This window comes from Pseudomonas sp. P105 (genome assembly GCF_032614175.1).
GTDB lineage: Bacteria > Pseudomonadota > Gammaproteobacteria > Pseudomonadales > Pseudomonadaceae > Aquipseudomonas > Aquipseudomonas rhizophila.
The window spans coordinates 906,655-918,763 of the sequence record NZ_CP126693.1; the positions used below are offsets into that span (position 1 = coordinate 906,655).

At 60.3% G+C, this 12,109-nt stretch carries 12 protein-coding genes, 4 tRNA genes and 1 pseudogene; 9 read left to right on the top strand and 8 right to left on the bottom strand.

All coding sequences use genetic code 11. From position 1 onward, the window contains the following. The first annotated feature begins 87 nt into the window (after positions 1–87). The 7 genes and pseudogenes from clpB (at position 88) to QOM08_RS29005 (ending at position 5,150) form a co-directional block, all read left to right on the top strand. The gene (gene clpB, locus QOM08_RS03920) at positions 88–2,652 is read left to right on the top strand and encodes an ATP-dependent chaperone ClpB (RefSeq protein WP_047229871.1); all 2,565 of its coding nucleotides are present in this window, start codon (positions 88–90) and stop codon (positions 2,650–2,652) included. A gap of 316 nt (positions 2,653–2,968) precedes the next feature. Next, positions 2,969–3,044 (top strand) — tRNA-Asn (locus tag QOM08_RS03925). A gap of 7 nt (positions 3,045–3,051) precedes the next feature. Further along, positions 3,052–3,128, top strand: a tRNA-Pro gene (locus QOM08_RS03930). A 5-nt stretch (positions 3,129–3,133) separates the two neighbouring features. Beyond that, positions 3,134–3,209: transfer RNA gene (locus QOM08_RS03935), tRNA-Lys, on the top strand. Between the two features lie 94 nt (positions 3,210–3,303). Then, positions 3,304–3,380, top strand: a tRNA-Pro gene (locus tag QOM08_RS03940). Between the two features lie 144 nt (positions 3,381–3,524). Next, positions 3,525–4,295 (top strand): annotated as a pseudogene (locus QOM08_RS29000) (MCP four helix bundle domain-containing protein); the annotation flags it as partial. Beyond that, the gene (locus tag QOM08_RS29005) at positions 4,287–5,150 is read left to right on the top strand and encodes a methyl-accepting chemotaxis protein (protein ID WP_371517269.1); all 864 of its coding nucleotides are present in this window, start codon (positions 4,287–4,289) and stop codon (positions 5,148–5,150) included. The pseudogene QOM08_RS29000 and the gene QOM08_RS29005, both read left to right, overlap by 9 nt. A 157-nt stretch (positions 5,151–5,307) precedes the next feature. Here the strand turns inward: QOM08_RS29005 and QOM08_RS03950 are convergent, their stop codons facing one another. The 4 genes from QOM08_RS03950 to QOM08_RS03965 are packed head-to-tail and all read right to left on the bottom strand — an operon-like array spanning position 5,308 to position 8,043. Continuing rightward, positions 5,308–6,606 (bottom strand): NAD(P)/FAD-dependent oxidoreductase, encoded by a 1,299-nt coding sequence (locus tag QOM08_RS03950; protein WP_316912584.1) that lies wholly within the window; start codon positions 6,604–6,606, stop codon positions 5,308–5,310. Positions 6,607–6,666: 60 nt separating this feature from the next. Continuing rightward, on the bottom strand, positions 6,667–6,840 hold the full coding sequence (locus QOM08_RS03955) for a DUF3094 family protein (RefSeq protein ID WP_076386361.1): 174 nt from the start codon (positions 6,838–6,840) through the stop codon (positions 6,667–6,669). A 52-nt stretch (positions 6,841–6,892) separates the two neighbouring features. Beyond that, positions 6,893–7,420: an MOSC domain-containing protein gene (locus QOM08_RS03960; RefSeq protein ID WP_107322954.1), complete on the bottom strand. Its 528-nt coding sequence runs from the start codon at positions 7,418–7,420 to the stop codon at positions 6,893–6,895. Next, complete coding sequence (locus QOM08_RS03965; protein ID WP_047229866.1) at positions 7,417–8,043, bottom strand: DUF1780 domain-containing protein; 627 nt, start codon at positions 8,041–8,043, stop codon at positions 7,417–7,419. The genes QOM08_RS03960 and QOM08_RS03965 overlap by 4 nt, the downstream gene beginning before the upstream one ends. Before the next feature lie 145 nt (positions 8,044–8,188). Between QOM08_RS03965 and QOM08_RS03970 the strand changes: the two genes are divergently transcribed. Both QOM08_RS03970 and QOM08_RS03975 read left to right on the top strand, forming a co-directional pair. Further along, on the top strand, positions 8,189–8,875 hold the full coding sequence (locus QOM08_RS03970; RefSeq protein WP_047229865.1) for an energy-coupling factor ABC transporter permease: 687 nt from the start codon (positions 8,189–8,191) through the stop codon (positions 8,873–8,875). 63 nt (positions 8,876–8,938) lie between these two features. Next, positions 8,939–9,154, top strand: coding sequence for a hypothetical protein (locus QOM08_RS03975; RefSeq protein ID WP_076386357.1), 216 nt, complete (start codon positions 8,939–8,941; stop codon positions 9,152–9,154). A gap of 32 nt (positions 9,155–9,186) precedes the next feature. On the opposite strand, the gene yacG is transcribed toward QOM08_RS03975, so the two are convergent. From yacG to QOM08_RS03995, 4 genes are read right to left on the bottom strand one after another with little or no spacing between them, the layout of a single operon-like run. Next, positions 9,187–9,387 (bottom strand): DNA gyrase inhibitor YacG, encoded by a 201-nt coding sequence (yacG, locus tag QOM08_RS03980; protein WP_047229863.1) that lies wholly within the window; start codon positions 9,385–9,387, stop codon positions 9,187–9,189. Further along, complete coding sequence (gene coaE / locus QOM08_RS03985; protein WP_316912585.1) at positions 9,384–10,007, bottom strand: dephospho-CoA kinase; 624 nt, start codon at positions 10,005–10,007, stop codon at positions 9,384–9,386. The genes yacG and coaE overlap by 4 nt, the downstream gene beginning before the upstream one ends. 11 nt (positions 10,008–10,018) lie before the next feature. After that, entirely contained in the window at positions 10,019–10,888 is an 870-nt protein-coding gene (locus QOM08_RS03990; RefSeq protein WP_047229861.1) for a prepilin peptidase, read from the bottom strand. A 1-nt stretch (position 10,889) separates the two neighbouring features. Next, positions 10,890–12,107 (bottom strand): type II secretion system F family protein, encoded by a 1,218-nt coding sequence (locus QOM08_RS03995; RefSeq protein ID WP_076386354.1) that lies wholly within the window; start codon positions 12,105–12,107, stop codon positions 10,890–10,892. Between the last annotated feature and the right edge of the window lie 2 nt (positions 12,108–12,109).

A 12,109-nucleotide genomic window follows, 5' to 3' on the forward strand; every position in this document is an offset into this window, starting at 1 on the left:
GAATCGTCCACATCTATAGCGGTATCTGGCAGGTTTCTTCATTCAGGATGTTTTTAAGGTCCGGCCTGCTCAAAAGGAAGGTGACCCATGCGTATTGACCGTTTAACCAGTAAGTTGCAATTGGCCCTGTCCGATGCCCAGTCATTGGCTGTCGGCCTGGACCATCCCGGCATTGAGCCGGCGCATCTGATGCAAGCCATGCTCGAGCAGCAGGGCGGCTCCATCAAGCCACTGCTGATGCAGGTGGGCTTTGACGTGAGCAGCCTGCGTAAAGAGCTGGCCAAAGAGCTCGACCAGCTACCCAAGATCCAGAATCCGACAGGGGACGTGAACATGTCCCAGGATCTGGCGCGCCTGCTCAACCAGGCCGACCGCCTGGCCCAGCAGAAGGGCGATCAGTTCATCTCCAGTGAGCTGGTGCTGCTTGCCGCCATGGACGAGAACAGCAAGCTGGGCAAGCTGTTGCTCGGCCAGGGCGTGAGCAAGAAGGCCCTGGAAAATGCCATTAACAACCTGCGTGGCGGCGAAGCGGTAAACGACGCCAACCACGAGGAGTCCCGCCAGGCGCTGGACAAATACACCGTCGACCTGACCAAGCGTGCCGAGGAAGGCAAGCTTGACCCGGTGATCGGCCGTGACGACGAAATCCGCCGCACAATCCAGGTGCTGCAGCGTCGCACCAAGAATAACCCGGTGCTGATCGGTGAGCCTGGCGTGGGTAAAACCGCCATCGCCGAAGGCTTGGCCCAGCGCATCATCAATGGCGAAGTGCCGGATGGCCTCAAGGGCAAGCGACTGTTGTCCCTGGATATGGGTTCGTTGATCGCCGGTGCCAAGTACCGCGGCGAGTTCGAAGAGCGGCTCAAAGCCTTGCTCAATGAATTGTCCAAGCAGGAAGGGCAGATCATTCTGTTCATCGACGAATTGCACACCATGGTCGGCGCGGGCAAGGGCGAAGGCTCGATGGACGCCGGCAACATGCTCAAGCCTGCGCTGGCCCGTGGCGAGCTGCATTGCGTCGGTGCGACAACGCTCAACGAGTACCGCCAATACATAGAGAAGGACGCGGCGCTGGAGCGGCGTTTCCAGAAAGTGCTGGTGGAAGAGCCCAGCGAAGAAGACACCATTGCCATCCTGCGTGGCCTTAAAGAACGCTATGAGGTTCACCACAAGGTGGCGATTACCGATGGCGCGATCATTGCGGCGGCCAAGCTCAGCCATCGCTACATCACCGACCGTCAGTTGCCGGACAAGGCCATTGACCTGATCGACGAAGCCGCCAGCCGCATCCGCATGGAAATCGATTCCAAACCGGAAGTGCTGGATCGTCTGGAGCGGCGCCTGATTCAACTCAAGGTCGAATCCCAGGCCTTGAAGAAAGAAAGCGACGAAGCGGCGAAGAAACGCCTGGAAAGGTTGCAGGAAGAGATCGTTCGCCACGAGCGCGAGTACTCCGATCTCGAGGAAATCTGGAATTCGGAGAAAGCCGAAGTCCAGGGCTCGGCGCAGATCCAGCAAAAGATCGAACAGTCCCGCCAGGAACTGGAAGCGGCCCGCCGTAAAGGCGACCTCAACCGCATGGCCGAGCTGCAGTATGGGGTGATCCCGGATCTGGAGCGCAGTCTGCAAATGGTCGACCAGCACGGCAAGAGCGAAAACCAGTTGCTGCGCAGCAAGGTCACCGAAGAAGAAATTGCCGAAGTGGTGTCCAAGTGGACCGGCATTCCGGTGTCGAAAATGCTCGAAGGCGAGCGCGACAAACTGCTGAAGATGGAAAGCCTGCTGCACCAGCGCGTGATCGGTCAGGAAGAAGCGGTAGTGGCGGTTTCCAACGCCGTGCGCCGGTCTCGAGCCGGGCTGTCGGACCCTAACCGTCCGAGTGGCTCGTTCATGTTCCTCGGCCCGACCGGTGTCGGTAAAACCGAGCTGTGCAAGGCGCTGGCCGAGTTTCTCTTCGACACCGAAGAGGCCATGGTGCGCATCGACATGTCCGAGTTCATGGAGAAACATTCCGTGGCGCGGCTGATCGGCGCACCACCGGGCTATGTCGGCTATGAAGAGGGCGGTTACCTGACCGAGGCTGTGCGACGCAAGCCGTACTCGGTGATCCTGCTCGATGAAGTCGAGAAGGCCCACCCGGATGTGTTCAACATCCTGCTGCAAGTGCTGGAGGATGGTCGTTTGACCGACAGCCACGGACGCACGGTGGACTTCCGCAATACCGTGATCGTGATGACCTCCAACCTGGGCTCGGCGCAGATCCAGGAGCTGGTGGGTGATCGCGAGGCGCAACGCGCGGCGGTGATGGATGCAATCTCCACTCACTTCCGACCGGAGTTCATCAACCGGGTGGACGAAGTGGTGATCTTCGAGCCGCTGGCTCGTGATCAGATCGCGGGCATCACCGAGATCCAGCTGGGACGTCTGCGCAGCCGCCTGACCGAGCGCGAGCTGAAGCTGCAATTGAGTGACGAGGCACTGGATAAGCTGATCGCGGTGGGTTACGACCCGGTCTATGGCGCGCGGCCACTCAAACGTGCCATCCAGCGCTGGATCGAAAACCCGCTGGCACAGTTAATTCTGTCCGGGCGCTTCATGCCGGGCGAAACCGTGACCGGCACGGTGGAGAACGACGAAATCGTCTTCAACTGAAAGCCTGCGGATCGGGTGATTGGAATGGCCTCGCACTGCGAGGCCATTTTTTTCATCAGGCCGTTGAACTCAAAGGAAAAGGCTTGTAAAGTGCGCCCCGCAGTACGTCACCCCCAAGGGCCACTTCTCTGTGAGAAACAACCCGAAATAAGTTGCAAATCATTGTCTTGAAAGCAATTTAAGGGGTTGACAGAGGTTTTTAAGATTGTAGAATAGCGCGCCTCAGACACACGAACGCAGCGATGCGAACGGGTAGAAGAGGTTGAAGCTGGCTTCAATGTTGTAGCTTCAAATAGCAGTAACTTGAAATATCAGTTCCGTGATAGCTCAGTCGGTAGAGCAAATGACTGTTAATCATTGGGTCCCAGGTTCGAGTCCTGGTCACGGAGCCATTTCAATCGGGGTATAGCGCAGTCCGGTAGCGCGCCTGCTTTGGGAGCAGGATGTCAGGAGTTCGAATCCCCTTACCCCGACCATTTTTGGGTCGTTAGCTCAGTTGGTAGAGCAGTTGGCTTTTAACCAATTGGTCGTAGGTTCGAATCCCACACGACCCACCATTTTTGAAACCAGTTCGCTGGAATCGAATCTTAAGATCAGAGGCCAAAAGCGCTGATCGAGGAAGGCGACTTGCGAAGGTCGCCTTTTTTTTACCGGGGTATAGCGCAGTCCGGTAGCGCGCCTGCTTTGGGAGCAGGATGTCAGGAGTTCGAATCCCCTTACCCCGACCATATTAAAAATCCTCGTATCGAAAGATACGGGGATTTTTTTTGCCTGCGATAAAGCAGATTGCCTTAAGTCATCGTACAACCTGCCGATAACCCACCGACAGGGGCATGGCCCCACTTCAGGCCAAAATAAAAAAGGCGCTCCCCATGGTTCTTCGTCAACTGAATATCGCCCCCCGTGCCGCGTTGGGTTTCGCTTTGATCGCCGTGTTGGTGGCGTTGCTCGGGGTGTTTGCGCTAGGACAGATGTCGAGTATCCGTGACAGTGAAGTCGCGGTAGAAACCCAGTGGTTGCCCAGTATTCGCGGCGGTGACGAGATCCGTGAATTGATGTTGCGCATCCGCACCATTTCCCTGCGCATGGCCCTGGACCAGGACCCGAAGAACATCCCGGTGTACCGTGGGCAAATGGACACCCGCGACAAAGAACTGAGCGAAAAAATCGTCAGTTACGAAAAGCTCGTCATCACGCCTGAAGGCAAGGCGCTTTATGACCAGTTCAAGCAAACCTTTGCCGCTTACCGCACGGGCATCGCCCAATCCTTCGCCCTGGCAGAGCAGGGGCGTCGGGACGAGTTGATCAAGCTGCTGCTGGTGGACATGAAGACCGTGGTGGACGGTTCCGGCAAACAGCTCAACGATCTGGCGGAACTGTTCTCCAGACAAGTCTCCATCGAGAGCCAGAAGTCCCAGGAACACTACGTCAATTCCCGGATGATCGTCAGCCTGTTCATTGTGCTCGCCGCCTTGGCGACGGTGGCCCTGGCCATGCTGCTTACTCGCAGTATCGTCAAGCCTTTGGGCGAGGCATTGAATGCCGCCGAAAACGTCGCCCGAGGCGACCTGACCCGACCGATCAAGACCCACGGCAGCGACGAAGTCAGCCGCTTACTCAAGGCGCTGGCGACCATGCAGCAGAACCTGCGTGAAACCTTGCAAGGCATCAGCGGCTCAGCTACCCAACTGGCGACCGCCGCCGATGAGCTGAACGCGGTCACGGTCGATAGCACCCACAGCCTGCAACAGCAGAATAACGAAATTGAACAGGCCGCCACCGCCGTCACCGAGATGACCACCGCCGTGGAGGAAGTCGCGCGCAATGCGGTTTCCACCTCCGATGCCACGCGTCAGTCCAGTGAGTCGGCGTCCCTTGGGCAGCAGCGGGTCAGCGACACGGTCGACGCCATCGGCGCCCTGGCCAGTGATGTGCAGGTGACTGGCGGCCTGGTGCAGTCCCTGGCCAACCAATCGCAGGATATCGGCAAGGTGCTGGACGTGATCCGGGCCATCGCCGAGCAGACCAACCTGCTGGCCCTCAACGCGGCCATCGAGGCGGCCCGGGCTGGCGAAAGCGGTCGTGGATTTGCGGTGGTGGCCGATGAGGTGCGGGCGCTGGCTTATCGCACGCAGCAATCGACCCAGGAAATCGAGCAGATGGTCCAGGGCATGCGCAGCGGCGCCACTCAGGCGCTGGATTCGATGCAGGCCAGCTCCAGTCGCGCCGCCAGCACTCTGGCAATGGCGGAGCGGGCAGGGGAGGCGCTACAGACCATCACGGCGTCGGTCAACGAGATCCACGAACGCAATCTGGTGATCGCCAGCGCCGCTGAAGAACAGGCGCAAGTGGCTCGGGAGGTGGATCGCAACCTGGTGAACATTCGGGATCTGTCGGTGCGCTCGGCCACCGGTGCGGACCAGACCAGCGCGTCCAGCCATGAGTTGTCGCAACTGGCGAATTCATTGCGCACCATGGTGCAGCGGTTTCAGGTTTGATCGATGGATGGCTCGGACAGTGATCCTGCCCGAGCTCAAGTATTGACTGGACCGCCCCCATCGCGAGCAAGCTCGCTCCCACAGGATGACCGCGATCAACTGTGGGAGCGAGCTTGCTCGCGATGACGGTGGATCATTCGATGTCAGTACGGCTGACTCAATGCAGCTTCAGCCGAGGCTCGGTCCCACGCCCGATCTTGCTGCCCAGCATCAGCATGGCCGTGCGGAACATGCCGTACAGCGCCATCTGGTGCATGCGGTACAGCGAGACATAGAACATCCGCGCCAGCCAGCCTTCGAGCATCACGCTGCCGGTGAGGTTGCCCATCAGGTTACCCACCGCCGAGAAACGCGACAGCGAGATGAGCGAGCCGTAGTCGGTGTATTTGTATTCCGGCAGTGCCTTGCCTTCGATCCGCAACTTCAAGGACTTGGCCAGCAGCGAGGCCTGCTGGTGGGCGGCCTGGGCGCGGGGTGGGACGTTGCGGTCGGTGCCAGGTTGCGGGCAGGCGGCGCAGTCGCCGAAGGCGAAGATGTTCTCGTCACGGGTGGTTTGCAGGGTCGGCAGCACTTGCAACTGGTTGATGCGATTGGTCTCCAGACCGTCGATTTCCTTGAGGAAGTCCGGGGCGCGAATCCCGGCGGCCCAGACTTTCAGGCTCGCGTCGATGACCTTGCCATCGACGGTGATCAGGCTGTCGGCTGTCACCTGGCCAACAGCGGCGTTGGTCATGACATTGACCCCAAGTTTCTCCAGGGTCTTGTGCACAGGGCCGCCGATGCGCTCCGGCAAGGCCGGCAGGACCCGCGGTCCGGCTTCGATCAGGGTGATGTGCATGTTCTCCGGTTTGATCCGGTCCAAGCCATAGGCTGCCAGCTCATGGGCGGCGTTGTGCAGCTCGGCCGCCAGTTCAACCCCCGTCGCCCCGGCGCCGACGATGGCAACGCTGATGCGTTCGACCACGTCGGTTTGCCCGGCATGGGCGCGCAGATAATGGTTGAGCAGTTGCTGATGGAAACGCTCGGCCTGTTTGCGCGTGTCGAGGAACAGGCAATGCTGCGCCGCGCCTTCGGTGCCGAAGTCATTGGTGGTGCTGCCGACGGCGATCACCAGAGTGTCGTAACCCAGCTCCCGGGCGGGCAATAGTTCCAGGCCCGCCTCGTCATAGGTGGCGGCCAGCTGGATGCTCTTGCGCTCGCGATCCAGACCGCTCATGCGCCCCAGTTGGAACCCGAAATGGTTCCATTTTGCCTGGGCGACGTAGTTGAGTTCGTCTTCGGAGGAGTTCAGGGAACCGGCAGCCACTTCGTGCAACAGCGGTTTCCAGATATGGGTCAGGTTCGCGTCGACCAGCATCACACTGGCCGTGCCGCGCTTGCCCAGAGTCTTACCCAGACGGGTAGCCAACTCCAGACCGCCGGCGCCGCCGCCAACGATGACAATACGATGAGTCATGGGGATATCTCGCAAGGCTAAAGGAAATCGGTGCCGTTACCCGCGCGAGCATCAAGCGGCTCATAGCGTCAGGTAACTGATCAGTCGGCTCAACAGGCCCAGGCCGATGGTGATGGCCAGTACCACCACCAGAAGCATCCACGGCCGGAAAGGCCGGCGCTCGACTCGGTGCTGGGACAGTTGCAGGTACTCTTCGACATGCTTCTGGTCTTCCGGGTTCAGGCGGCTGGTCATAAAGGCCTCGGCAGGTAGACGTTGCGAAAGGTATAGACGCTACAGCGTCTGGCTATCCGGCATTGAAAGCAGCGTAGCCGCTCGCCGGAACAGGTTCGACACTCAAGCTGTCGTCCAGGCGAATGATTCCACTTTTTAACACCCGTGCGGTGATTCCGCCATGGCCGCGCACGGCCTGGAACGTCCCTTCGCCGAGGTTGCGCTCCAGTCGCGCGCACGGCTGGCACCAGCCGGTGGTTTCGAAGATGGCCTGGCCGATGCGAAAGCGCCGGCCCTTGAGGCTGAACAGATTGATACCGCTGACCACCAGGTTGCGTCGCAGCTCTTGCGGCAACACCGGCTGATCCACCGGGCGGCCCATCAGTGAACCGATCACGGCCAGGTGTTCCCACTGAATCAAGGTGACTTGCCGGGCATTGCGCACGCCGGGACGGGCATGATCGCCCGTCAGGCCGGCCTCCAGGCGTGCCTCCACGGCGTCGAGTTCAATCATGGGTGCATGGCCCTGGGGGCGCACGCCTATCCAGCGTACGCGGCCTTGCTGGGGCACGGCGGCAATCAGTTCCTGCAACGGGCTCACAGGCTGATCCCGACATCGAACACGATGCTGCGCCCCAGATTGCTGCGCAGGAAATCCGGCGCATCGGGATGGGCGAACAGCACCCGGGCAAACGTCGGCCCCACCAGCGACAGCGAGCGCCAACCCTGGCGCAGGTATTCGGTCGGCGGCGGGAAATGGCTGTTGAGGTCCAGCACTTCACGCTTGAGGCTGGCGAAGGCGATGATGTCCAGCTCCCCCAGATCCATGCCGCGTTCGGTGTAGTTGTGGGCTTTCTTGCGCAGGGTCGGGGCCAGGCGCAGCAGGAATTCATTGGCCGGGATGCGTCGGGGCTTGGCTTCGCGGCGCACCAGTTGGCTCAGGGAGAAAGCGCTACGGCGGCGCTGCAGCTCGTCGCGCCATTCGTCATTGAGGCGACGGCCTTCGTCGAGGACAAAAAACACCTCGAAGTTGGCATCGCGAAACAATACGTCCGGCGGCTCTCCCGCAGGGGCGAACTCATCAGCGCGATAGGGCACGTTCAGCCCTTGCAGCAGACGCTGGCAGACCCAACGCTCACGCTCCCATTTGCGGGCATTGGACAGAAAAGCGTTGGCTTGCTCGGCCGCGATGGTCAGCAGGCGTAAATAATCGGAATCATCCATGAGCCCAAGCTTAGCGTTCAATTGCGACAAGCTGGAAGCGTTGCATTGATTTATGGCCGGTTAAGGGTGGGGTGTAGACTGCTGGCTTGAATCCTGAGGTGATCATGGAGTCTTTGATGCAAGGACAAGCCAGAGGAGTAGCGCCATGATCGGTGCCGAACTGCTGTCTGCGCAGACGTTGACGGTCGGCTGGCTGATTTATGTGCCGGTGCTGGCCTGGGCCGTAGCACGGGCGCCATGGGTGGAGCTGTTCACCGACAGCCGTCGCCAGCACTTGCTGTTCGGCACGGTCCTGGCCGTGTTCATGTTGTGGCTGGTGCGACGGGATTTCGATACCGGCGTCTCGTATCACTTCATCGGCATGACCGCCGTGACACTGCTGCTGGACTGGCCGCTGGCGATTCTCGGCGGCCTTTGCGCCCAGCTTGCCCTGGTGCTGCTGGGACGCCAGGACATGGCGGCGGTGGGTATCAACGGTGCGTTGCTGATTTTGCTGCCGGTGCTGGTCACCGAGTGCTGCGCGATCCTGGTGGAACGCGCCCAACCGCGCAATCTGTTCGTGTACATCTTCTGTTCGGGATTTCTCGCCGCCGCGCTTTCGGCGTTGTTGTGCCTGCTGGTAGGGCTTGGCCTGCTGTGGTACGACGGGGTGTTCGCCATGCCTTACTGGCTGGAAGATTTCATCGGCTACCTTTGGCTGATCATCTTTCCCGAGGCGTTTATCAACGGCATGGTGGTCAGTGCGTTGGTGGTTTTCAGCCCCGAATGGCTGGAGACCTTCAACCGTACGCGCTATCTGTCGGCCCCCTGGAAGGATGACGACAAGCCTTGATTCACATCAAGGCTGAGCAGCCGGGTGCGCTTCATGCTCTGGAAAAATTCCAGGAGCACAACCATGAGTGTTTATGAGTGGGCGAGACAAGAGATCAGGCGCAGCCAGGACGCGGCAGTGGAAATCGGCTTCGACCCGGGCCTTAGCCTGCGGGCCTTGCTCAGTGCGATCGTGCAGCAGAGCAAGGCGGTGCGCAGTGCTGAAGACCTGGCCGATGAACTGAGTTTCCTGGCGGAGAATCTCGACGATGAACAGGACTACGGTTTCATGCGGCCTTAAAGCGACAACGCGGTGGGGAAACTCATGGCTCCCTAGTGGCGAGGCTCGAACTCTTCGCTGAACAGGTCGTCCTCGGCATCGGGGCTGACCGGGATCTTGTGTTCTTCCGACGCCCAGGCGCCCAGGTCGATCAGTTTGCAGCGGTCGGAGCAGAAGGGCCGGAAGGTGTTTTCCGGGCTCCATTCCACAGGGGCGCCACAGGTTGGGCAATCAACGGTTGGGGTTTGGCTCATGACTGGCCTCCACGCAAAGTAAGGTAAAAGTGATGCAGGCGCTCGACCTCGCTGTGCAGCCAGGCGAGGTCGCGGTCATTGACCACCACGTCGTCGGCATGGCTCAAGCGATCCTGACGGCTGGACTGGGCCTTGAGGATCGCCTGGACCTGTTGCTCGCTGGTCTTGTCGCGCTGCAAGGTGCGTTCGATCTGTAGTTGTTCCGGCACATCGATCACCAGGATCCGCTGGGTCATGGCGTACTGGCCGGACTCGATCAACAGCGGCGACACCAGAATCGCATAGGGTGATTGTGCCTGGGCCAGATGATGAGCGATTTCCTCGGCGATCAACGGATGCAGCAGCGCCTCGAGCCAGCGGCGTTGCTCGGCATCTTCGAAAATCAGTTGGCGCAGGGTCGCTCGGTCCAGTGTGCCGTCGGCCTGCAATACACCGGGGCCAAAATGTTCGGCGATCTTGGCCAGCGCCGGGCGTCCGGGTTCGACCACCCAGCGCGCCGCGTGATCGGCGTCGACGACGTGGACGCCCAGGTCGATAAAGTGCTGGGCCGCCGCGCTTTTGCCGCTGCCGATACCGCCAGTCAGGCCGAGAATCCAGGGTTTTTCTGCGGGGCTATTCATTGAAATCGACATTAGGAACCGACAGACTGCCAATAGAAGTCGGTTATTTGACCACCCCAGAGCAAGGCAATCCAGCCGGCAATGGCCAGATAGGGCCCAAAGGGGATTTGCGTCGATGTCGGAGCATCACGCAGGCGCAGCACAATGACCCCGATAACGGCGCCCACCAGCGATGACAACAGCAACGTCAGCGGCAGGATCTGCCAGCCACCCCAGGCGCCCAGCATCGCCAGCAGCTTGAAATCCCCGTAGCCCATGCCTTCCTTGCCAGTGATCAATTTGAACACCCAGAACACCGACCACAGCGCCAGATAGCCGGCCACGGCGCCCCACATCGCCTGATTCAAGGGGACGAACAACCCGAAGCTGTTGACGATCAAGCCCAGCCACAACAACGGCAGCACCAGGGTGTCGGGCAACAATTGGTGCTCGGCATCGATCAGGCTCATGCCCAGCAGGCCCCAGGTCAGCACCATCACCATTGCGGCCTGCCAACCAAAGCCGAAATACCAGGCGACGAACGCCGACAGGATGCCGCAGGCCAGTTCGGTCAGGGGATAGCGCCGGCCAATGGGCGCGGCACAACTGGAGCAACGACCGCGCAATGCCAGGTAACTCAATAGCGGAATGTTTTCCCAGGCCCGGATGCGGTGGCCGCAGTGCGGGCACTGGGAATGCGGCAGCATCAGGTTGTAGACCGGGCCAGGGGCTTCGGCGGGCAGGCCCAGCAAGTCATGGGCTTGCAGCCGCCATTCGCGCGAGAGCATCTTGGGCAGGCGCCACACCAGGACGTTGAGGAAACTGCCGATGATCAGTCCGAGCAACAACGCGGCGAGCACAAAGGCCAGGGGATACAGCGCGAAAAACTCAGTCAGGGGCATGTCAGATCGCAGAGCCGAGTTGAAAGATGGGCAGGTACATGGCAACCACCAGGCCGCCGACGACCACCCCCAGGACCACCATGATGAACGGTTCCATCAGGCTGGTGAGATTGTCCACCAGATTGTCCACCTCGGCTTCATAAAAGCTCGCCACTTTGTCGAGCATGTCGTCCAGCGCGCCGGACTCCTCGCCGATGGCGGTCATCTGGATCGCCATGTTCGGGAATATGCCTGAAGCACGCATGGAAAAATTCAACTGCATGCCGGTCGAGACATCCTGCCGGATGCGTTGTACCGCGCGTTTGAACACCACGTTACCGGTGGCGCCTGATACCGAGTCCAGGGCTTCCACCAGCGGCACGCCGGCCGCGAATGTCGTGGACAGGGTCCGGGCGTAGCGGGCCACGGCGGATTTGTACATCAGGGTGCCGATCAGCGGCAGTTTGAGCAGCCATTTATCGCGCCAGTCACGCAAGCCCTGGGAGCGCTTGAGTGCATGTTTGACACCGAAGAACGCCGCCACCGCGCCGCCCAGCAGCATCCACCACCACTGCTGCATGAACTCCGACAGGCCGATGACCATCACCGTGAAGGCCGGCAGTTGGGCGCCGAACCCGGAGAATACCGATTCGAACTGCGGCACCACCTTGACCAGCAGAATACCCGTGACCACGGCGGCGACGAGCACCACGGCCGCGGGGTAGGTCATGGCTTTCTTGATCTTGGCCTTGAGGGCTTCGCTTTTTTCCTTGTAGGTCGCGACGCGCTCCAGCAGCGTATCCAGGGCGCCGGCCTGTTCACCGGCGTCCACCAGGTTGCAGTACAGTTCGTCGAAGTATTGCGGGCTCTTGCGCAACGACGCGGCGAAGCTGTTGCCGGCGGCGACTTCCTGTTTCACCTCGTCCACCAGCTTGCGCATGTTGGCGTTGTCGAAGCCTTCGCCAATGATGTCGAACGCCTGCAACAAGGGCACGCCGGCCTTGAGCATGGTCGCCATCTGACGAGTGAACAGGGCGATATCCAATGGCTTGATACGCTTGCCCTTGCTGAATATCGAGGTGGACTTCTTGCGAACCTTGCCTGGGTTGATGCCTTGTTTGCGCAACTGGGCCTTGACCAGGGCCGGGCTCTGCCCAGTCAGTTCGCCGGTCATTTTCGTGCCTTTGCGGTCTTTGCCTTCCCACGTGTAAACGTCGGTTTTTATTGCCTTGACCGCCATGT

Bases quoted from the DNA above. Each gene is read 5' to 3' on its own strand.
- yacG (WP_047229863.1), bottom strand. From the start codon at position 9,387: ATGAGCCAAACCCCAACCGTTGATTGCCCAACCTGTGGCGCCCCTGTG.
- QOM08_RS03995 (WP_076386354.1), bottom strand. From the start codon at position 12,107: ATGGCGGTCAAGGCAATAAAAACCGACGTTTACACGTGGGAAGGCAAA.
- coaE (WP_316912585.1), bottom strand. From the start codon at position 10,007: ATGAATAGCCCCGCAGAAAAACCCTGGATTCTCGGCCTGACTGGCGGT.
- QOM08_RS03970 (WP_047229865.1), top strand. From the start codon at position 8,189: ATGATCGGTGCCGAACTGCTGTCTGCGCAGACGTTGACGGTCGGCTGG.
- QOM08_RS03975 (WP_076386357.1), top strand. From the start codon at position 8,939: ATGAGTGTTTATGAGTGGGCGAGACAAGAGATCAGGCGCAGCCAGGAC.
- QOM08_RS03950 (WP_316912584.1), bottom strand. From the start codon at position 6,606: ATGACTCATCGTATTGTCATCGTTGGCGGCGGCGCCGGCGGTCTGGAG.
- QOM08_RS29005 (WP_371517269.1), top strand. From the start codon at position 4,287: ATGCAGCAGAACCTGCGTGAAACCTTGCAAGGCATCAGCGGCTCAGCT.
- QOM08_RS03965 (WP_047229866.1), bottom strand. From the start codon at position 8,043: ATGGATGATTCCGATTATTTACGCCTGCTGACCATCGCGGCCGAGCAA.
- clpB (WP_047229871.1), top strand. From the start codon at position 88: ATGCGTATTGACCGTTTAACCAGTAAGTTGCAATTGGCCCTGTCCGAT.
- QOM08_RS03990 (WP_047229861.1), bottom strand. From the start codon at position 10,888: ATGCCCCTGACTGAGTTTTTCGCGCTGTATCCCCTGGCCTTTGTGCTC.
- QOM08_RS03955 (WP_076386361.1), bottom strand. From the start codon at position 6,840: ATGACCAGCCGCCTGAACCCGGAAGACCAGAAGCATGTCGAAGAGTAC.